Annotated in this window: 21 protein-coding genes; 9 read left to right on the top strand and 12 right to left on the bottom strand. The window is 70.8% G+C overall.

Annotation, left to right across the window (positions count from 1 at the left end):
- Nucleotides 1-169 precede the first annotated feature (169 nt).
- The 6 genes from sthA to SM447_RS13810 all read right to left on the bottom strand — a co-directional run bounded on the left by sthA (nt 170) and on the right by SM447_RS13810 (nt 6,278).
- On the bottom strand, nt 170-1,573 hold the full coding sequence (sthA, locus tag SM447_RS13835) for a Si-specific NAD(P)(+) transhydrogenase (RefSeq protein WP_474573165.1): 1,404 nt from the start codon (nt 1,571-1,573) through the stop codon (nt 170-172).
- Between the two features lie 109 nt (nt 1,574-1,682).
- Nucleotides 1,683-2,657 (bottom strand): ATP-binding protein, encoded by a 975-nt coding sequence (locus SM447_RS13830; RefSeq protein WP_474573164.1) that lies wholly within the window; start codon nt 2,655-2,657, stop codon nt 1,683-1,685.
- Between the two features lie 21 nt (nt 2,658-2,678).
- On the bottom strand, nt 2,679-3,824 hold the full coding sequence (locus tag SM447_RS13825; RefSeq protein ID WP_474573163.1) for an LLM class flavin-dependent oxidoreductase: 1,146 nt from the start codon (nt 3,822-3,824) through the stop codon (nt 2,679-2,681).
- Nucleotides 3,814-4,206, bottom strand: a complete 393-nt coding sequence (locus SM447_RS13820; protein ID WP_474573162.1) for an SCO5389 family protein — start codon at nt 4,204-4,206, stop codon at nt 3,814-3,816. The genes SM447_RS13825 and SM447_RS13820 overlap by 11 nt, the downstream gene beginning before the upstream one ends.
- Nucleotides 4,207-4,511: 305 nt before the next feature.
- A complete protein-coding gene (locus SM447_RS13815; RefSeq protein WP_474573161.1) occupies nt 4,512-5,471 on the bottom strand; it encodes a TIGR03557 family F420-dependent LLM class oxidoreductase in 960 nt (319 codons plus the stop codon).
- A gap of 81 nt (nt 5,472-5,552) precedes the next feature.
- The gene (locus tag SM447_RS13810) at nt 5,553-6,278 is read right to left on the bottom strand and encodes a MerR family transcriptional regulator (RefSeq protein WP_474573160.1); all 726 of its coding nucleotides are present in this window, start codon (nt 6,276-6,278) and stop codon (nt 5,553-5,555) included.
- A gap of 56 nt (nt 6,279-6,334) precedes the next feature.
- Between SM447_RS13810 and SM447_RS13805 the strand changes: the two genes are divergently transcribed.
- The 5 genes from SM447_RS13805 (at nt 6,335) to SM447_RS13785 (ending at nt 10,454) form a co-directional block, all read left to right on the top strand.
- The gene (locus SM447_RS13805) at nt 6,335-7,003 is read left to right on the top strand and encodes a hypothetical protein (RefSeq protein WP_474573159.1); all 669 of its coding nucleotides are present in this window, start codon (nt 6,335-6,337) and stop codon (nt 7,001-7,003) included.
- Entirely contained in the window at nt 7,000-7,212 is a 213-nt protein-coding gene (locus tag SM447_RS13800) for a hypothetical protein (RefSeq protein WP_474573158.1), read from the top strand. Before SM447_RS13805 ends, SM447_RS13800 begins: the two co-directional genes overlap by 4 nt.
- 21 nt (nt 7,213-7,233) lie before the next feature.
- Complete coding sequence (locus tag SM447_RS13795) at nt 7,234-7,596, top strand: metalloregulator ArsR/SmtB family transcription factor (protein WP_474573157.1); 363 nt, start codon at nt 7,234-7,236, stop codon at nt 7,594-7,596.
- Nucleotides 7,593-8,090: an SRPBCC family protein gene (locus tag SM447_RS13790; RefSeq protein ID WP_474573156.1), complete on the top strand. Its 498-nt coding sequence runs from the start codon at nt 7,593-7,595 to the stop codon at nt 8,088-8,090. The genes SM447_RS13795 and SM447_RS13790 overlap by 4 nt, the downstream gene beginning before the upstream one ends.
- Nucleotides 8,091-8,192: 102 nt before the next feature.
- Nucleotides 8,193-10,454, top strand: a complete 2,262-nt coding sequence (locus tag SM447_RS13785; RefSeq protein WP_474573281.1) for a catalase — start codon at nt 8,193-8,195, stop codon at nt 10,452-10,454.
- Between the two features lie 78 nt (nt 10,455-10,532).
- Here the strand turns inward: SM447_RS13785 and SM447_RS13780 are convergent, their stop codons facing one another.
- The 6 genes from SM447_RS13780 to SM447_RS13755 all read right to left on the bottom strand — a co-directional run bounded on the left by SM447_RS13780 (nt 10,533) and on the right by SM447_RS13755 (nt 17,191).
- Entirely contained in the window at nt 10,533-11,279 is a 747-nt protein-coding gene (locus tag SM447_RS13780) for a hypothetical protein (RefSeq protein ID WP_474573155.1), read from the bottom strand.
- A complete protein-coding gene (locus SM447_RS13775) occupies nt 11,276-11,839 on the bottom strand; it encodes an RNA polymerase sigma factor (RefSeq protein ID WP_474573154.1) in 564 nt (187 codons plus the stop codon). Before SM447_RS13775 ends, SM447_RS13780 begins: the two co-directional genes overlap by 4 nt.
- Nucleotides 11,840-11,927: 88 nt before the next feature.
- Nucleotides 11,928-13,151 carry a multidrug effflux MFS transporter gene (locus tag SM447_RS13770; RefSeq protein WP_474573280.1) on the bottom strand — a complete coding sequence of 408 codons (1,224 nt, stop codon included), beginning with the start codon at nt 13,149-13,151 and terminating at the stop codon, nt 11,928-11,930.
- 234 nt (nt 13,152-13,385) lie between these two features.
- Nucleotides 13,386-14,978, bottom strand: a complete 1,593-nt coding sequence (locus SM447_RS13765; protein WP_474573153.1) for a GMC family oxidoreductase — start codon at nt 14,976-14,978, stop codon at nt 13,386-13,388.
- 177 nt (nt 14,979-15,155) lie between these two features.
- Nucleotides 15,156-16,841 carry a sodium:solute symporter family protein gene (locus tag SM447_RS13760; protein ID WP_474573152.1) on the bottom strand — a complete coding sequence of 562 codons (1,686 nt, stop codon included), beginning with the start codon at nt 16,839-16,841 and terminating at the stop codon, nt 15,156-15,158.
- Nucleotides 16,838-17,191 (bottom strand): DUF4212 domain-containing protein, encoded by a 354-nt coding sequence (locus SM447_RS13755; protein ID WP_474573151.1) that lies wholly within the window; start codon nt 17,189-17,191, stop codon nt 16,838-16,840. Before SM447_RS13755 ends, SM447_RS13760 begins: the two co-directional genes overlap by 4 nt.
- Nucleotides 17,192-17,586: 395 nt before the next feature.
- On the opposite strand from SM447_RS13755, the gene SM447_RS13750 reads away from it, so the two are divergent.
- The 4 genes from SM447_RS13750 (at nt 17,587) to SM447_RS13735 (ending at nt 20,232) form a co-directional block, all read left to right on the top strand.
- Entirely contained in the window at nt 17,587-18,000 is a 414-nt protein-coding gene (locus SM447_RS13750) for a hypothetical protein (protein WP_474573150.1), read from the top strand.
- Between the two features lie 159 nt (nt 18,001-18,159).
- A complete protein-coding gene (locus SM447_RS13745; RefSeq protein WP_474573149.1) occupies nt 18,160-18,879 on the top strand; it encodes an RICIN domain-containing protein in 720 nt (239 codons plus the stop codon).
- Between the two features lie 98 nt (nt 18,880-18,977).
- On the top strand, nt 18,978-19,493 hold the full coding sequence (locus tag SM447_RS13740; protein WP_474573148.1) for a sigma-70 family RNA polymerase sigma factor: 516 nt from the start codon (nt 18,978-18,980) through the stop codon (nt 19,491-19,493).
- Complete coding sequence (locus SM447_RS13735; RefSeq protein WP_474573147.1) at nt 19,483-20,232, top strand: RICIN domain-containing protein; 750 nt, start codon at nt 19,483-19,485, stop codon at nt 20,230-20,232. Before SM447_RS13740 ends, SM447_RS13735 begins: the two co-directional genes overlap by 11 nt.
- The last annotated feature ends 65 nt before the right edge of the window (nt 20,233-20,297 follow it).

Genomic DNA, 20,297 nt, shown 5'->3' with positions numbered 1-20,297 from the left:
CTGACCGTCAAGCCGGGCTGACGTCATCAGCACGGAGAATGTCCAGCTCAGTCGCGCGTGCGTTGGTTGAAGCAGAGCAAAGCACGGCAAGGGTACGGTGGTCAGGTGCGCGCGGTGGTCGCGGAAAGTGACGGTTCGGCAGCGAGTCTGCTGTTACTCACGGTGAGGTTCAGCCGTCGATGCGGGTGATGTTGCGTATCTTGTTCGACGCGTCCAGGGCGGCCACCTTGTACGCCTCGGCCAGGGTCGGATAGTTGAACACGGTGTCGACCAGGTAGTCCACCGTGCCGCCGCAGCCCATCACCGTCTGGCCGATGTGGACGATCTCGGTGGCGCCGGTGCCGAAGACGTGCACCCCGAGCAACCGGCCGTCCGCCGGCGAGACGAGCAGTTTCAACATGCCGTACGAGTCGCCCACGATCTGGCCGCGCGCCAGCTCGCGGTAGCGGGCGACGCCGACCTCGAACGGCGTCGCGCTGTCGGTCAGTTCCTCCTCGGTCTTCCCGACGAAGCTGATCTCCGGGATGGTGTAGATGCCGATCGGCTGCAAATCGTGCATCGGGCGGTCCGGCTCGCCGCAGGCGTGCTGCGCGGCCAACCGTCCCTGCTCCATCGACGTCGAGGCCAGCGCCGGGAAGCCGATCACGTCACCAACGGCGTAGATGTTGCTCACCGCGGTGCGGTAGTTGGCGTCGACCTCGATGCGGCCGCGCCGGTCCGCCGCGAGCCCGGCCGCGGCCAGGTCCAGCCCGTCGGTCTGGCCCTGCCGGCCGGCGGAGTACATCACCGTGTCCGCGACGATCTTTTTGCCGCTCTTGAGGACGCACAGCGCGGCGGTCTGGTGCTTCTCGACCGAGGCCACCTCCTCGCCGAAGCGGAAGGTCACCGACAGGTCCCGCAGGTGGTATTTCAGCGACTCGACGACCTCCTCGTCACAGAAGTCGAGCATCCGTTCCCGCCGCTCGACCACGGTGACCTTCGTGCCGAGCGCGGCGAACATCGAGGCGTACTCCATGCCGATGACGCCGGCACCCACCACGACCATGCTGCGGGGCACCGCCTGGAGGTTGATGACGCCGTCGGAGTCCACGATGGTCCGGTCGTCGAAGTCGACGCTGTCCGGCCGGGCCGGCCGGGTGCCGGCGGCGATGATGGCCTTGTCGAAAGTGATCTTGGTTTCGCGCCCGGAGCCGCCGTCCACCCAGACCGAGTGGGCGTCGGCGAATCGCCCGGTGCCGGTGATGACCGCGACCCGGTTGCGCGCCAGCTGGTTACGGATGACGTCGGTCTGCCTGTTGATCACATGCTGGGTCCGGGCGGCCAGGTCTCTGACCGTGATCTCGTCCTTGACCCGGTAGCTGCTGCCGTAGAGGTCTCGTTGGTTGAGGCCGGTCAGGTAGAGCACGGCCTCGCGGAGGGTCTTGGACGGCACGGTGCCGGTGTTGATGCACACCCCGCCGAGCATGTCGCGCCGCTCCACCAGACCGACGCGTCGGCCCAGCTTGGCGGCGGCGATGGCGGCCTTCTGACCGCTGGGCCCGGAGCCCAGCACCAACAGGTCGTAGTCATACACGATCACCAGCGTCGCAAGATGTGGCGGTCCGCGCCAGCCCTGTCGGGCATGCGGCAGGCGACGTTAACCAGCTTGGAACACGAACGGCTCCGCCCGACCGGCAGCAGGGTCAGGTGCCGGCCGTGGTCCCGGCGAGAGCGGCCGGACCCACCTGGAAGTCAGGGTCGATCTGCCGGGTGAGGTCGATGCCGGCGCGCTCGTTGGCCCAGGCCTCGGCGTTACGCCGGTGGAACTCGTGGGCCCACCGGGTGAACGCCGCCCAGTCCTGCGCGGTGCCGTCGACGGCGTCGGTCATCTGGCTCAGCACGGCCCGGTTGGCCTCCTCCAGGTCGTGCAGTGGGCCGACGGTGCCACGCTCGGCCCGCCGCACGTACGCCGACCGGCTCATCCAGGTCAGCAGGTCGTCGCCGACGTGCTCGTGGAGGAACTCCACATCGGTCGCGTCCTCGACCTTGTTGCCGATCACGGACAGGGCGACTCCGTAGTCGCGGGCGTAGCCGGCGTACTGGCGGTAGACGCTGACGCTGCGCACCGTCGGCTCACAGACCAGGAAGGTGCGGTCGAAGCGGGTGAACAGACCCGAGGCGAACGAGTCGGCGCCGGCGGTCATATCGACGACCACGTACTCGCCGGGCCCGTCGAGCATGTGGTTCAGCAACAACTCGACGGCACCGACCTTCGAGTGGTAGCAGGCCACTCCGAGGTCCTCGGCGCTGAACTCGCCGGTCGCCGCCAAGCGCACGCCACTGACCATGGCGACGCAGTCCGCGTAGATCGGGTTCTCCTCCACCACCCGCAGCAGTCGTGAACCACGTCCCGGTGGGGTGGTCTTCACCATCTCGGCGGCCGAGCCGATGCGCGGGTTGTCGCCGCGCAGGTACTCCTTGATCGCCGGCAGGTGCTCGCCCAGCGGCCTGGTCGTCGGGGTGTCGTGGGCCGGGCCGCCGAGGGCCACCGCGAGATGCTGGTTGATGTCGGCGTCGATGGCCAGCACCGGCCGGCCCTGGGCGGCGAGGTGACGGGCGTGGAGCGCGGCGAGGGTGGTCTTGCCGCTGCCACCCTTCCCGACGAAAGCGATCTTCATCGGCGCCCCTCCACCCAGATGCTAACGGTAACCGTTTCCATGAGTGGCATGGTAGCCGGTCGCTACCGCGCGCGGCGTCGAACCCGACCAACTCGCCGGTGCCGGCGTGTCCCGCCGCTGTTCGTGACTCGCGGCGAGGTCGAGCACGTCGGTGGCCAACCGGCGGATGTTGGCCAGCCCGACCTCGGGTCCGCCGCCGGCCTCCACCATGAACAACAGATGGCGTACGCCCGGCAGGGCCGCCGCCCGTGCGACCGCCCCTCGGCAGCGGCCGGGTGAGCCCACCGGATGGATCTCGACCAGCCGGTCGACGTAGGCGGCCGGATCCCGTTGCCCGGCCGGTGCGCCGTCCAGGCGGACGTACTCCCGGGTGCCCGCCAGCAGTGGGGGGAGCCCGGCGCGGACCATTCGCGCCGCCGCGGCGTCCGTCTGCGCGACCTGGGCGAGATGGGCGCTGGCGTGGTCGATGCCGGCGAGATCATGGCCGTTCGCCTCGGCCACCCGCGCGTAGCGGTCGAGCAGTTCCGCCTTCTCGTCGAGGTCGGCGTGCAGGCCGAGCAGCAGCGGCAGCCCGTGCCGGGCGGCGAGTTCGACCGTGCCGGTCGAGGTCGCCGCGACCCAGACCGGCAGCCGGCCGCGGGGCCGGGGCACCACCGGGACGGCGCGGAACGGGAAACGGTCGTTGCCGGCCACCGTCGGCTGTCCGGACAACCACCCGGTCAGCAGCTCCAGCGACTCCGGGAAGCCGTGCGCGAACCGCTCCGCTCCGGTCCCGAACACCTCCAGGTCGACCCAGGGGCCACCCCGGCCGACGCCCAGCCGGAACCGGTCACCGGACAGCTCGTGCAGCAGCGCCGCCTCCTCGCCCAGCGCCACCGGGTGGCGGTTGGACAGGATGCACGCGGCGGTGCCCACCTCGATGCGGCGGGTGGCCCCGAGCAGGTGCGCGGCGAAGGTGATCGCCGAGGGGCACACCCCGTAGGAGATGAAGTGGTGCTCGGCGATCCACACCCCGGCGAACCCGACGGCCTCGGCCTCGCGGCCGTAGCGGTGGGCGGTCGCCAGAGCCTCGGCGTGGCTGTCGCCGGGGCGTCGCCCGGCGAGCAGGAACAGGTGCGCGCGTACGCCCTGACCGGCCCGCCGGGCCTCGCTGGAATCAGCAGTCACGCAGCTCGGGGGACTGGTTGAGCAGTTGCCCCCGCACCGAGATGAACCGGCGGTAGGTGTCGGAGTCGACGGCGGCCGGTCGGAACGCCGCGATCCGGTGGCAGTTCTGGAAGGCGAGCTTGACGCCGAAGTGACGCTCCAGGCTGGACCGGATGGCGTCACTGGCCAACGCGCGCAGCAGTTGGCCCCGCTCCGCCTCGCTGGGCGGGGGCACCTGGTTGTCGGCGAACTCGGCGTCGGAGGACGCCAACTCCGCGGCGACCCGGCTGACGGTCTGCCAGGCGTACGGCAGTGACTCGCGGACGCAGGCCACGAACGCCTCGTCGTCGACGGGTCCGGACTCGGCGGCCCGCAGCAGGCTCGGCGGCACGGTGAGAGACATGCTCCTCCTCAGCTAGCGATCACGGTTGTCATTACCGCTACTGTGTGAGCACATCACGTCACTGTCGGCGGTGTCAATGCTCGCCGCGTCGGGTCGCGGAACGGTAGGTTAGGTCTGCCTAACAGGAGGTGCCATGGGGGTTCGCGGCGCGAGTGCGGGACGTGACCAGAGCGGACCCCGGCTCGTCGAGCGCCGCCGGATTCGGGCCCAAACCGCCCGGATGTACCGGCAGGCGTGTGCGTCGCCGCGCGCCCCGACGCCAGCTGACGAGAGCGGGCACACTGATCCGTCCGAGGAACCGACGGTCAGGCGAGGGCACGCAGCCGGGCGGCGAGGTCGTCCTGAAAGAAGTCGAGGAAGCCGTCGGGATCGGGTCCGGCGTTCTGCAGCACGATGTGGTCGAAGCCCGCGTCGACGTACGTCCGCACCGCCTTGACGTGCACCTCCGGGTCGGGCCCGACGGCGAACTGCTGCCGGATGTCGTCCTCGGTGACGGTGCGGGAGGCCGCGTCGAAGTTGACCGGGTTCGGCAGTTCGCTCATCACCTTCCAGCCGGTGACCGCCCAGCGGCTGGTCTCCCAGGCCGCCGCCACGGCCTGCCGCTCGTCGGTGGCCCAGGCGAGCGGGACCTCGGCGTAGCGCGGGCCCTGGCCGCCGAGTCGCTGGTAGGTCTGCACGAGGTCGGCCTCGGGTTCGGTGGCGAACAGGCCGTCGCCGAGTTCCGCGGCGATCGCCGCGGACGCCTCACCGCTGGCGGCGACGGCGATGACAGGGAGTTGCTCGGGCAGATCGAACACGCGGGCGTCGTCCAGCTGGAGGTGCTTTCCCTCGTACGACCGGTAGCCGCCGGACCAGAGCAGTCGGATGATCTCCAGCGCCTCACGGAGCCGTTCGTGTCGTCCCCGTACACCGGGGAAGCCCTGGCCGACCACGTGTTCGTTGAGGCGTTCGCCCGCGCCGACCCCGAGGGTGAACCGGTTGTCGGAGACCAGGGCGAGCGTGGCGGCGGCCTGCGCGATGATCGCCGGGTGGTAGCGCACGCTCGGGCAGGTGACCCCGGTCGCCAGGGCGATCCGGTCGGTCCGGGCGGCGATCGCGCCGAGCACCGTCCAGGTGAAGGACGAATGGCCCTGGCTGTCCAACCAGGGATGGAAGTGGTCGCTCATCTCGACGAAGTCGAACCCGACCTGCTCGGCGCGCACCGCCTGCCGGATGATCTCCTGAGGTCCGAAGCCCTCGCTGGACAGCTTGTATCCGATCCGCATCAGGTCTCCCGATCATGAACCCGGCCCGTCTCTGCCACCTTTGCACTAGTTGGATCGGGTAAGGGGCAGGTTGGATTCACGTCACCCCGCCGCCCGCCGGGTCGATCGCCGGACCGGGATCTCCAGCACGACGGCGGTGGCCCCGTCGCCGTCGGTCATGTGGTCCTCGGTGGTCGGGCCGGCGGGGGAGAGGCGGTGCCGGTGCAGCCAGGCGAACATGTCCTGGCCGGCGCGGACCACGCCACATCCCTGAGGAACCACGGCACGGATGACGGAGCGGGCCGGCAGGGTGAGTGCGCTGCCCTGTCCGTCAGTCGTCACGGCCACCTCGAAGGCGCCAGTGGGCACGCCGGTCAGCCAGGTGACCAGGGTCGACGACGGACCTGCGCAGAGCGCCGGCAGTTCGGCCGCGTCGGCCACCCGCAGGTGGCGTACCCGTAGCCGACGCGGGCCGACGCGGGTCTGCTGCGGTAGGAGCGGGCTGTCCGTGGCGAGCCGGTCCTCGGCCGCGGCCACGGTCTCGTCCAGGGTGGCGATGTCCCGGCGCAGGGCCGTCACCGTCTCGGTCAGCGCCTGGCGCAACTGCGTGTCCGGCGCGTCCGCCAGCTCGGCGATCCGGCGCAGCGACAAGCCGAGTCGTTGCAGGCCCCTGATCCGCTCCAGCCGGGTCAGTTCGACCACTCCGTACCACCGGTAGCCGGTGCTCGGATCCACCGCCGCCGGCCGGAGCAGGCCGACCGTGTCGTAGTGGCGCAGGGTGCGTTCCGACACCCCGGACATCCGGGCCAGCTCTCCGATGCGCCACATGAGTCCTCCTCGTGGCTTGACCTTGCCGCTGCGTCAAAGTCCTAGCGTCGGCGCCCATGAGATGGGTTCACCAGACCGATCCGGCCCGGCTGGCCGGTGCCCTGCTGCTGACCTCGCTGACGGCCATGATTGCCGGTGCGGCCATCGTCGTGCCATCCGGACTGACCCTGAATCCGGCCGAGCCGACCGCCACGCTGGCTGCCGTGCACGCCCGGCCCGGACTGCACCTGACCGAGCTGGCCCTCGACGTCGTCGGCTGGCTGGCGCTGACCGGCGCGGCCCTCTCGGCGCTGGCCGCCGTCGCCCGGACCGGGCGGTACCCGCTGGTGCTGCCCGCCGGGCTGTTGGCCGCTGCCGGCCTGGCCGGCCTGCTGCACGACGCGGGGAACCTGGCGGTCACGCAACTGTCGACCGACCCCACCGACCCGTCGGTCGTCGCCGCGGCCACGGCGATCCTGCTCACCGCGAAGTGGACCGTCAACCTGGCCGGGCTGCTCTGGGTCGCCGCCACGGCGGCCGCCGTGGTCTGCGTACCGATGGCGACCGTCCTGCGGCGCGCCGGCGCGTTCGCCGCGCTGTCCGGCCTCGCCGCGGTCGTCCTGCCCTGGACGACGGGCGTGGCCGGGCCGTCGGCGGCGCTGGAGCAGGCCGGCTACGCCCTGCACCTGCCGGTCATGATCTGGTACGCGATGGTCGGCTGGCGTCTGCGTCAGGGATGCCGGTGAGCCGGCACAGGGCGGCGAAGCCGTCCTCGGTGCCCGGCCAGTGCCGGCGCGCCCTGGTGAGCGTCCCGGCGCAGGGCGAGCACTACACCCGACGTCCGCTGCACACCGTGCGCGAGCTCGGCCTCCCGGTGGTCGCCTCGGAACGGCTGACGTACGGCGCCATCGAACGCGTCCACGCTCGTCGCGCGGAGGGGCCGACAAAAACGTAACCGATGGGTTACGCTTTCTCGGTGGACGACGTGGCCGGCGCGATCGCCGATCCGGTCCGGCGGCGCATCCTCGAACTGCTGCGCGAACGCCGGCTGCCGGCCGGGCGGATCGCCGAGGAGTTCGAGATCAGTCGACCGGCGATCAGCCGCCATCTACGCGTCCTCCGCGCCAGCGGCCTGATCCGCGACACCGTCGTCGGCCGCCAGCGGCTCTACGAGCTGGATCCGACCCGGTTCACCGATCTGATCCGGTGGCTGACCCAGTTCACCCGGACCGACCTCTGGAATCGCCGACTCGACGCTCTGGAGACCGAGGTCCACCGTGCCCGCCGCGACCGCCGCACCGGCGGCTCGCCATCCGCCCCGCAGGAGCGCACCGCATGACCCGCATACCCACCGGTCGACTCTTTGGCGCCGAGAACGGCGTCGATCTGGTCCTCACCCGTACGTTCCGCGCCCCGATCGACGACGTCTGGGCCAGCCTCACCGAACCGGAGCGTACGGCGCGCTGGTTCGGCCCCTGGGAGGGCGACGCCGCGCCCGGCCGCACCATCCGGGTGCAGATGGCCCTCGAGGAGGGAGCGCCCTGGTCCGATCTGCGCATCGACGCGTGCGAACCGCCCCGTCGGCTGGCCGTGTCGATGCGCGACGAGTACGGCAGCTGGGTGCTGGAAATGCTGCTCACGTCGCAGGGCGAGCGGACCGAGCTGCGCTTCGTCCACCACCTCGACGACCTCACCGGCATCGGTGGGGTGGGGCCGGGCTGGGAGTACTACCTCGACTGTCTGGTGGCCGCCCGCGACGGCACCGCGAACCCGGCGTTCGACGACTACCACCCGCCCATGAAGGCGTACTACGAGCAGCTGCGGCCAGCGTGACCAGGAATACCTGACCGCGCGACATTCGACCTGTTTTGCTCGCTCTGTCCCGGGTACCGCCCCTGGCATATGGCTCTCGTGCCCCAGGAGGTACCCGTCGAGATGAATGCCCGCAACCCCGCCAAGGCGGTCAAGGATGTCGTGGAGGCCGCGGCGGACAAGGTGAGTGACGCGCTCACCCCGGAGGTGCCCGGTGCGCCGGGCAGCGCCCCGCCGACGTTCGACGAACCGACGACGCCGCACGACCCGCTGCCGCCGAAGGCCGAGCAGGGCGCCCCGCAGACCCGTACACCGACCGGCGCGGAGACCGGCGCGCCGGCCACCGCCAACGGCCAGCAGGGTGCCTTCCTCACCACCGCACAGGGCGCGCGGCTGCGGGACACCGACCACTCCCTCAAGGCCGGCCCGCGCGGCCCCGTCCTGCTCCAGGACCATCACCTGCGGGAGAAGATCACCCATTTCGACCACGAGCGCATCCCCGAGCGGGTCGTGCACGCCCGCGGCGCCGGTGCCCACGGCGAGTTCACCGCGTACGGCACCGCCGAGGCGGTCACCCGAGCGGGTTTCCTCGCCAAGGGCCGTACCACCGAGGTCTTCGTCCGCTTCTCCACCGTCCTCGGTTCCCGCGGGTCGGCCGACACCGTCCGCGACACCCGGGGCTTCGCCACGAAGTTCTACACCGACGAGGGCACCTTCGACCTGGTCGCCAACAACATGCCGGTCTTCTTCATCCAGGACGCGATCAAGTTCCCCGACATCATCCACGCCGGGAAGCCCCATCCCGACCGCGAGATCCCCCAGGCCCAGAGCGCACACGACACCTTCTGGGACTTCGTGTCGCTGCACACCGAGGCGCAGCACCACACCATCTGGAACATGTCCGACCGGGGCGTCCCCCGCTCGTACCGGACGATGGAGGGCTTCGGCGTGCACACCTTCCGGCTGGTCAACGCCGCCGGGGAGACGGTGCTGGCGAAGTTCCACTGGAAGCCGAAGCTGGGCGTGCACTCCCTGGTCTGGGAGGAGGCCCAGATGCTCAGCGGCATGGACCCGGACTTCCACCGGCGCGACCTCTACGACGCCATCGAGGCCGGCGCGTTCCCCGAGTGGGAACTGGGCCTCCAGGTCTTCCCGGACACCCCCGAGGAGACCTTCGCCGGCATCGACCTGCTCGATCCGACGAAGATCGTGCCGGAGGAACTCGCGCCGGTGCAGCCGGTCGGCAAGCTGACGCTGAACCGCACCCCGACGAACTTCTTCGCCGAGACCGAGCAGGTCGCCTTCCACGTGGGACACCTGCCGCCCGGCATCGACGTCACCAATGACCCGCTGTTGCAGGGACGTCTCTTCTCGTACGTCGACACCCAGCTGACCCGCCTGGGCGGGCCGAACTTCTCGCAGATTCCGATCAACCGGCCGCACGCCCCGGTGAACGACATGCTGCGCGACGGCTTCCACCAGCACGCCGTGCACGCCGGCGTGGCACCGTACCGGCCCAACTCCCTCGACGGCGGCAACCCGTTCCCGGCGGGCGACGACGACCACCCGTTCATCGACGTGCCGGTGCAGGTGGCCCAGGCCCCCAAGGTACGCGCCAACCCCGCCTCGTTCGACGACCACTTCAGCCAGGTCCGCCTGTTCTGGCTCAGCATGTCCCCGGTGGAGAAGGAGCACATCATCCGGGCGTACACCTTCGAGCTGGGCAAGTGCTACCGCCAGTCGATCAAGGAGCGGCAGCTCCAGTGCCTGGCCAACATCGATCCGGTGCTCTGCGCCCAGGTCGCCACCGGCCTCGGGCTGCCGGCACCGGAGCCGACCGTACCGTTGGCCGACGTCGAGCCCAGCCCCGCGCTCTCCCAGGTCGGCCGGCAGTGGCCGGCCGACGGTCGGATGGTCGGCATCGTCGTCGACCCCGACGCCGACCTGGACAGCGTGCGGGCGGTACGCGAGGCGGTCTTCGCCGCCGACATGGTGCCGCTGCTGATCGCGCCGCACGGCGGGACGATCGGCGACCTGCCGGCGCAGCGAAGCTTCGCCACCGGCCGCTCGGTCGAACTCGACGCGCTCCTGCTCGCCACCGCACCCGCGCCGGCACCGGACGCGTTGCCGGCCCGGGACGCCAAGGCGGGTGCCGCCGGCTCCGCCACGGTCGACCCCCGGGTGCTGCTGATGGTCGAGGAGTGCTGGCGTCACGCCAAGGCCGTCGGCGCGTGGGGGACCGGCGTCACCGTGTTGGATCAGGCCGGTGTCACCGGCTCACCCGGCGTCGTCACCGGCGACTCCGCCAGCGTGGTCCTGGACACCGTGCGGGACCTGATGGCCAACCACCGCGTCTGGGAGCGATTCCCCGCCACAGTCGCCTAACCCTCGTTCACAGATCTTGGTCCGTGAGCGCCCCCAGGAGGGCGCTCACGGACCAAGATTCACATGCATTCGCTCGTGTCAGCGGACCACACGGGGCTCGAGGCCGGTCAGGTCGGGCAGCGATCGTTCCGCGATCACCGTGCCGGTCGCGTCGTAACCGACAAGCGTCGGTGGATCGATGGTCCTGTTGGCCACGTACCAGAAGACGAACGAGCCTTCCGCAAGTATCGCCGGCCGGACGGTCCCATCGGAGAGCAGTAGTTCCGCCCGCGCCGCGTTCCCGGCGTTGGCCCACATGGTGTGCCGGTCGTTCTCGTCGGTCGAGGCGCTGGTGCTGGCGAACGGCTCCGAGTCTTCGGGCCGGGCACACTGGCCACCGGCGAGCGTGAAGTTCGCCGGTGCCGGACGGCCCAGGTCGCCGGGCGGCTCGAACAAGGGAGCGATGCAGGTGGTGCCGTCCGGGGCGGTGGCGGACCAGACCGACAGCACCAGGCCGTCGGGGCCTGGCATCTGGGCCACCCGCCGGGCCTGTTGAGCATCCACCGTGTCTTTCGTTTCTGTGGACCAGAACGACAGCGGGCCGGTGAACGACTCCGGCAGCAGCCCACCGGCGGCGGCGACACCCGCACCGGAGGCCACGAAACCGACGGTCAGCGCGGCGGTGAGCAGCATCCGTCGGCCACGCGTGCGCCGACCGGGTGGAGGCAAGGCGTTCAGTAGCCGGTCCAGCGCGGCCTCCCGGGCCGTTGTCGGCCACTGGTCCGTCACGGTGGTGCCCGGCCTGAGCTTCTCCAGAATGTGGATCAAGTCGCGCTTGTCGGTCATGCGGTGCCTCCAGCAAACGGGACCGGACGTGGGGTCTTGGGGTCGGCCAAGGCAGGCGGGTCGGTGTCGGTACCTAGTCGCCGCCGAGCCCGGGAGAGCCGTACGTGAAAGGTCGGAACCGAACAGCCGGCGACCCCCGCCGCTTGCCTCGGGGTCAGGCCGTCCCAGGCGACCAGCAGCACTGCTTCCCGCTCGGTGGGAGTCAGCGTGGCAAGCCGGGTCAGCACCTCCGCGCGTTCGGTGGCGAGCACGTCGGCGGCGGTCGCTGACTCGGCGACGTGCCGGAACCGCTCCAGTTCGACGGCCACCCGGGACTGTCGGTGCGCCGAGCGGCGCAGGTTTGCGATGGTGTTGCGGGCTACCACCAGCAGCCAGGGCAGGGGGTAGTCCGGCACCTTTGTCAGTCGTCGCCAGGCCACCAGGAACGTCTCCGACACCACCTCCTGGGCGGTGTCCGGATCCACGTGTCGCAGGGCGTACGCCATCACCCGGGGTGCGTACTCGGTCCACAGCGTGACGAGTCGCTGCTCCTGCTGCTTGGCTGAATCGTCGCGTTCCACACCAGGTAGTGTCCGAGCGGGCCAAGAACTTACCGCGACACTCAAGCGGTCCCGGTTCTGTTCGGCAAACGAAATCCCCCGGTGACCGTCAGTGGGCTGTGACGATCACCGTCTCCGGCTCCGGTGCGGCGAGCTGGCCCGGGCGTACCACGACGAAGAGCACGACCAGCGCCGAGGCCATCCCGCCGGCGATCACCAGGGCCATCGCCACGGCGCCGGTGCCGATGGCGCCCACCAGCGGCGCGGCGATCGCGCCGATGCCGAACTGCACCGCGCCGAGCAGGGCGGAGGCCGTACCGGCCGCCTCGCCGTGCCGGGTCAACGCCAGTGCGGGTGCGTTCGGCAGCGCCAGACCGGCCGCCGCTAGCACCACCCAGAGGGACGCGAGCAGGGCCGGCAGCCCACCGATCCCGGTAGCGGCGAGGCCGAGCAACACCAGGCTGGCCGCGGAGCCCACCAGCAGAGCGGCCACCAGGATCCGCTGCGGGGACCACCGGCGCAGCAGGCGCACGTTGCCCTGGGTGGCCGCGATCAGCCCGACCGCCCCGGCGCCGAAGGCGAAACCGAACTGCTGCTCGTTGAGCCCGTACTGGCCCTGAAGCACGAACGAGGAGCCACCGACGTAGGCGAACAGGGCCGCCATCGCCAGCCCGGCCACCAGGACCAACCCGACGAAGGCGCGGTCCCGCAGCAGCGAGCCGTAGAGCCGGACGGTGGGCAGCACGCCGCCGCGCTGGCGTCGCAGCGGCGGCAGCGTCTCCGGCAGGCCCAGCATCGCGATCAGCAGAAGCAGCACGCCGAAAACCGCGAGAGCGGCGAACACCCCCCGCCACTGCGTCCACCGCAGCAGCTCGCTACCGAGCGTCGGCGCGAGGATCGGTGCCGCGCCCATCACCAGCAACAGCCGGGACAGCAGCCGGGCGAAGGCCGCGCCGCTGAACAGGTCGCGGACCACGGCCATGGCGATCACCGCCGCCGCGGCCGCGCCCAGGCCCTGGACGACCCGCAGCGCACCGAGCACGGCGATGTTCGGGGCGAGGGCGCAGCACACGGAGGCCACGATGTGCAACGCGGTGCCGGCGATCAGGGGCGCCCGGCGGCCGACGGCGTCCGACAGCGGGCCGATCAGCAGCTGTCCCAGGGCGAGGCCGATCAGGGTGCCGGTGAGCGTGAGTTGGACCGCCGCCGAGGTGGTGCCGAAGTCGTCGACGATCGCGGGCAGCGCCGGAAGGTACATGTCGATGGTCAACGGGCCCACCGCGATCAGCGAGCCGAGGACCAGGATCAACCGCAGCCGCTCGCGGCGGCTCATCAGGTCACCCGGCATCAGCGAAGCCGGCGGCGCGGCGGTGTCGACGGCGCTCACCGGGAGGTCTCCGGCCGGCCCGGAGCCGGCGCGGACTGTGGTGCGATGGTCATATCTTGCTCCAACCCGCTACTGGCGCGCTGATTCCCACCTGATCAAGAGGTAACTCAACTCACACCCATGACGAGCTGCGGCGTCTCCCGGCCCGTCCGGTTGTCGAGGTGGTGGCGAGCGGAGGAGTCAGGCAGCGAGCATGAGATCGGCCGCCCGCCAGGCCAGGGCCATCACCGGGGCGTTGAGGTAGCCGGAGACCAGGATCGGCAGCACCGAGGCGTCCACCACCCGCAGGCCGGTCACGCCGCGTACCCGCAGCTGCGGGTCGACCACGTGGTCGTCGTCGGGGCCCATGGCGCAGGTGCCGATCGCGTGATAGCCGCAGTAGCCCAGCGCCAACCCGGCCTCAATGATATCGCCGTCGTCCTGCACCGCGGTACCGGGCAGGGTCTCCGCCGAGATCCGTTTGGCGAGCGGCGCGGTGGCGAACAGCTCCCGGGCACGCCGGAAGGCGCCGACCGCGACCTGTCGGTCGTGTGCCGCGTCGAAGTAGTTGGCGACGATCCGGGGTGGGGTCGCCGGGTCGGCCGAGGCGATGGCGAGGCTGCCCTCGCTCTCCGGCCGGGTGACGGTGATCTGGGCCATCAGCCCCGACTCGGACTCCAGCTCGATCGCCCGGCCGGGCCGTCGTGGTGCTGCTGAGAACGGCGCGATCAGCAGCTGAGCGTCGGGATGCGCGACCTCCGGCGCGGAGCGGATGTACGCGCCGAGGTCGTACACCGGCAGGGCGAGCGGTCCTCGGCGGGTCAGCAGGTAACGCAGCATCTCGCGGGCCTGTCCCAGCGGGCCGCTCAGCCGTGGGTTGTAGCCGGCCCGTCCGGTCAGCCGGAACTGCATCGGCGTCGTCCGGTGCTCGCGCATACCGGTGCCCACCCGGGGTCGGTCCAACAGCACGGTCACGCCGGCCTCGCGTAGCGTGTCGGCGGGACCGATCCCGGAGACCTGCAGCAGCTGGGGCGTGGCGAGTGCGCCGGCGGCGAGCACCACCTCGGCGGTGGCCCGGTGGTCCACCGTGCTACGACCCTCGCGGGTGCGTACGCCGACCGCGCGACCCTGCTCGATCAGGACGCGCAGCACGACCGTGTCGACGAGGACGGTCAGGTTGGGCCGGTGCCGAACCGGGTGCAGGAAGGCGTCGGCGGCGCTGCTGCGGCGGCCGTCGCGGATCGTCGCCGTCAGGTAGCCGATACGTTCGTCCTCGGTGGCGTTCAGATCGTCGACCCGGCGCCAGCCCAGCTCCTCGGCGGCGGCGATGGTGTCTTCGCACACCTCGTCGGTGCCGGTGGCGGTGGACAGGCGCAGCGGCCCGCCGACACCGCGTGCGTCGGACGCGCCGAGCGGGTGATCCTCCAACCGCTTGAAGATCGGCAGCATGGTGTCCCAGCCCCATCCAGGGTTGCCGAGGCTCTCCAACTCGTCGTAGTCGATCCGGTCGCCGCGCCCGTACACCATGCCGTTGATCGAGCTTGAGCCGCCGATCAGGCGGCCGCGTTGCCAGGTCTCGTGCTGGCCCGGCCGCACCTCGGCGGGGTAGTGCCAGGCGGTACGCCGGTCGTCCATCAACCGGCTGAACCCCTTGGGGATGCGTACCCACGGGCTGCGGTCCCAGCCGCCGGCCTCGATGAGCAGCACCCGCGCACCCGGGTCCTCGGTCAGTCGGTTGGCCAGCACGCACCCGGCCGAGCCGGCACCGACCACGATGTAGTCGAACTCCGCCATACGGGACCTCCGCTCGTCGGCCCGAGTGCCGGACTCACGGTAAGCCCTTGATCACCCTGGGGGAAGGGGATGCCTCACCCAACGACACTGCCAGCTCGCCGAGACGGCCGGTCGCCGGCCCCAACGTCGATGGTGGGACCGGCGACCGGTGGTTCATCTCGGTGGTGGACGGGTGGCTCAGGCGGCGTCGGCCGTCGTGCCGGCGGTCACCTCCCGCCGGGTGGCCGGGTAGCGGATGCTCTCCACCATCTCGACGATCTCGTCCGGTGGCGGTGCCGTCATCTTGGACACCACGATCGTCACGATGAAGTTGACGATGGCACCGATGGTGCCGATGCCCTCCGGGCTGATGTCGAAGATGTGCGGGTTGGCCGCGGTGCCGAACACCGGCAGCGTGTAGATCATGTAGCTGGCGGTGAAGACCAGACCGGAAACCATGCCGGCCGCCGCACCGGTGGCGTTACATCGTTTCCAGAAGATGCCGAGCACGATGGCCGGGAAGAAAGTCGACGCCGCCAGACCGAACGCGAACGCGACCACCTGCGCCACGAACGCGGGCGGGTTGATGCCGGCGTAGATGGAGACCAGGACCGCCAGGCCCATCGCGATCCGGCCGGCGAGCAGCCGCTGCTGGTCGGTGGAGTCCCGCTTGACCCGACGGAAGTACAGGTCGTGCGAGAAGGACGACGAGATGACCAGCAGCAGACCCGCCGCGGTGGACATCGCGGCGGCCATGCCGCCGGCCGCCACCAGACCCACGATCGGTGCCGGCAGGCCGGCGATCTCCGGGCTGGCGAGAACCAGGATGTCGTTGTTGACGATCAGGTCGGCTCCGGAGGTCGCGTTGTTGCTGACCGTGTTGATCGTCGTTGCGCTGTCGCTGACGGTGACCAGGCCGGTGGCCGCCCAGTTCTCGATCCAGCTGGGCAACGCGTCGGCGGAGACCCCGTTGACGTCCCGGAGCAGGTTCAGCTTGGTGAAGGCGCCCACCGCGGGGGCGGTGGTGTAGAGCAGGGCGATGAAGAACAACGCCCAGAACGCCGAGTACCGGGCGCCCCGCACACTCTTGGTGGTGTAGAAGCGGACGATCACGTGGGGTAGTCCGGCAGTACCGATCATCAGCGCCATGGTGACCAGGAAGACGTCGATCTGCGGCCGGGCCGCGAATGCCTCGGTGTACTGGTTCAGCCCCATCTCGACGCTGATCGCGTTGAGTTCGTCGAGGATCTGCCCGAACGACACCTGCGGGATCGGGATGCCGGTCATCTGCTGGGCCACCGCGACGGCGGGGATCAGGTAGGCGGTGATCAGCACGGTGTACTGCGCCACCTGGGTCCAGGTGATGCCCTTCATGCCGCCGAGCACCGCGTACAGGCCGATGATGACCGCGGCGAGGATGACGCCCTGGGTCACGTCCAGCTTCAGGAATCGGCTGAAGACGATTCCGCCACCGCGCATCTGCCCCACCACGTAGGTGAAGGAAATGATGATCGCGGCGACGGCGGCGATGGTGCGTACCGTCTCCGAGTACCGGTCACCGACGAACTCGGGAACGGTGAACTTGCCCCACTTGCGCAGGTAGGGAGCGATCAGCAGGGCCAGCAGCACGTAGCCGCCGGTCCAACCCATCAGGTAGATGGTGCCGTCGCTGCCGAGGAACGCGATGAGCCCGGCCATCGAGATGAACGACGCGGCCGACATCCAGTCGGCGGCCACCGCGGCACCGTTTGCGATCGTGGGGATACCCTGACCGGCCACGTAGAAGCCGGCGGTCTCCTTTACCCGGCTGCGCCAGGCGATGTAGAGGTAGACGGCGAAGGAGGCGACGATGAAGACGAGGGTCCAGGTCTGGATCTGACTCATTTGCCAGCCCCCTGGTTCTCCTGCTCATCGACACCGAACTGGTCGTCGAGGCGATCCATCATCTTCGCGTACACCAGAATCAGAATCACGAAGACGTAGATGGATCCCTGCTGGGCGAACCAGAACCCGAGTGGGAATCCAGCGATGACAATGTTGTTGAGCGGTTCGACCAGCAGGATTCCGAAGCCGAACGAGACGATGAACCAGATGGCCAGCAGGATCACCATGAGCCGCAGATTCCGGCTCCAGTACTCCTTGCGCCAGCCGTTGTCCGGCGGCGACGCCGGTGGTGGTGCCGACGGTGGCGGTTCACCGCCACGGGTTTCCTTATCGGGGGTTACCTCGGTCATGTCTGGAGCCTCCTAGTCGGTATGGAACCGGTTGATCCGGCGAGGGGCCTGCGACACGGCGCCCGGTTGGTGGTGACGCGGTGCTGGTGCCGTGGCCCGATCCGCCCGTCCGTGTCACCGTGCTGCTCGACGCGGTTGTGCGGTCGGTCACACCTTCAGTCTGGGAAGCGAACGTGACGCAGCTTGGCCAGGCAAGAGTTGATCCGGTCAGGTGCGGCTTCAGGTCGCCGAGCGGTCCGTTGGACCCCGTGAACGGTCGACCGGGGCGGTACCGGGCGCCAACTTGTCCGCTTTTGAGGTTCTTCGTGGATTTGCGTCGGCCGCCCACCGATACCGCGCGACCGCTCACCGATCTGTCGGTTCGGTCAACGGCGGTGAGCGCCTAGCATCCGGACATGGCCGACACCGCATCCACCGCCGCTCCGGCTCGCCGCCGCATCCTCCACGCCGGCAGTCTCGGCATGATCGTCGGCGGCTTGCTCGCGCTGGTCGGCTCGCTGCTGCCCTGGGTCATCACGCCGTTCGGTTCGCTCTCCGGCCTGGCCGGGCCCGGCCTGTGGACCCTGAGCGTGGCGTTCCTCGCCATCGCGGGCGCCCTGCTGCCGTACCGGAAGGTGGCCATCGCCCACAGCCTGTTTCCGGGGCTGGTCGTCGCCGTCATCGTCGGCTGGCAGGTCGCCCGGCTGATCAGCCTCAGCGCCAGCACCGGTGCCTGGGGCCAGTTGATGCCCGGCATCGGCCTGGTCATGGCCGCCGGTGGCGCGGTCGTGCTGATCCGCACCGGGATGCGGCTGGTGTCGCTGCGCTGACCGGCTCCGGCCGGTCCGTTCGCGGCACCGACCGGTGCCCGGAATACGGCCTCGAACGGTGAAACCTCCCACCGCACTCACGCGTCATCCCGCTGAACGACCAGGGACCACCCGCCGACCGGGCGGACGGCCCCGGTGCTGAGCGGCTCGGGAGGAATCGTGGTGCTGGGTAGGTGGCTCGCCGGTGCGGGCCTGGTGGTGCTGACCGGCGTCGTCGTAGGGGTGTACAGCGTGGTGCCGGCCTCCGGTGACGGTCCGGCGAGCGCGGCGGGGGACGGATCGCGGCCGGCCGCTGACGCTCCGGCGGGCGTGGCGGTGGGCGGCGGTCTGCCGTCCGGCGACGCTCCGACGGGTGTGGCGGCGGACGGGGCCCGGCCGGCCGGTGGCGCGGCGGCCGCGCCCGCGTCCCGGCCGCAGCAGGTCGCGGATCCGCTGCTGTCCGGCAAGCGTCGGGTCACCATCGTTCGGGTCGGTGCCTTCGAGTCGGGGCTGGCGCTGCTCGACGGCGGCCGGTTGGCCGAGGTGGACGACGACCAGGGCCGGCAGGTGTTCGTACCGACGCCGGTGGGTTCGGGCCAGTTCCTGATCAAGTCGTACTACGGTGGCGGCACCGGGCAGCCGCTCTGCTGGCAGGTACGCAACCCGGGCGACACGCGGCCGCTGTACGTGCGGGGGGCGACCTGCCGGGCGAGCGATCCCGCCCAGCGGTTCGAGATCATCGCCGCGCCCGGCGGCGGGCCCCGCGAATACCTGATCAGCAACCGGTGGGCGTACCTGCGGGACTCCGCGCGGTTCGGGCTGATCATGGAGGAGTTGGGAGATGCCCCTCCGGCGAGTAGCTTCCGGTTCAACGACACCGGGCCGGCTCCCCGACGGTAGTGCGGTCGGCGACGCCCCCGGCACCGGCCCGGGGGCGTCCGTCCGCCATGCGCCGGGGTCACGACCAGCAACGACAGCAGCGGGTGGGAACGTGAGCGATGCGCGACGCTGAGGAGTTCGACGCCTTCTATTCGGCGTCGGCGCAGCGGGTACTGGGCCATCTGTCCGCCATGGTGGGCAGCCGGGCCGAGGCCGAGGACGCGGTGGCGGAGGCGTACGCGAGAGCGTGGGACCGCTGGGCGTCGGTCCGGGAGTGCGACAGCCCGGAGGCGTGGGTACGCAGCGTCGCGTACCGCATCGCGGTGAGCGCGTGGCGCAAGACGGTGAACCGGCTGCGCGCCCACCGACGGGAGGTGGCCGGGCAACAGGTCGAGACGACCTCTGTCGACCATGTGGCGGTGGTGTCGGCACTTCGCCGCATCCCCGCCGAGCAGCGGCGCGTGGTGGTGCTGCATCACCTGGTCGGGCTCGGTGTGACCGAGATCGCGGCGGAGATCGGGAGCAATGTGAACACCGTCAAGACGCGGCTGGCCCGGGGACGCCGGGCACTGGCCGCTCACCTGAGCGACGGGGAGTACGAGACCACCGGCGGGGGAGGCAGGAATGGGTCCTGAGCCGAATCTCGACGACGCCCTGCGCGCACTGGACCGGCACGGCCGGCAGGGAAGGGTGCCGACCGCCGTGGACATCCGCCGCCGCGGCGACACCCGCCGTCGCCGCCGCCAGGCCACCACCGTCGTCGCGGGCGCCGTGCTCGTCGGTGTCCTCGGTGCCGGCGCGGTCCTGGTCCGCCTCGCCGGTGGGCCCGACTCCGCGCCCGTCGAACCGGCCGGCCCGACCACCGCGTCAGCCAGCCCCGGCCCGACCGGAAGCTCCGGCCCACCCGGCGGCACCGCGATCGACGATCCGCTGCTGTCGGGGCAGCGGCAGGTGACCGTCGTCCGCGCGGCCGAGCAGAGCGGCGGGCTGTCCCTGCTCGACGACGGCCGCCTCGCCGAGGTCGACGGCGACGAGGGCCGGCAACTGTTCGTGTTCACGCCGCAGGGCGACGGCACCTACCTGGTCCGGGTGGCCGAGCGGGGTGACGACCTGACCGACACGTGCTGGGAGGTGCGGTCCTCGGGCAGCCAGCCGCTACGCGTGGTCGGTGCCGCCTGCGCGCCGGAGGAACCGAGGCAACAGTTCACGGTCGTCCGGGACGGGCAGCGCGGTGGCGCGCCGACGTACGCGATCAGCAGCAACTGGGCGTACCTGCAGAACTCGCCGACCCGTGGTCTGATCCTGGAGGAGTTGGGTGACGCGCCACTGACCACCCGCTTCCGCCTGGTCGACAACGGCCCCGCCCCGGGCTGACAGCTCACGCGATCGGTGATCTGTGGCCGGGCAGGTGTTCCCTGCCCGGCGTGTCGACTGCTACA

It is taken from the genome of Micromonospora aridisoli (genome assembly GCF_056150025.1).
This window is presented reverse-complemented; position numbering and strand designations above follow the sequence as displayed.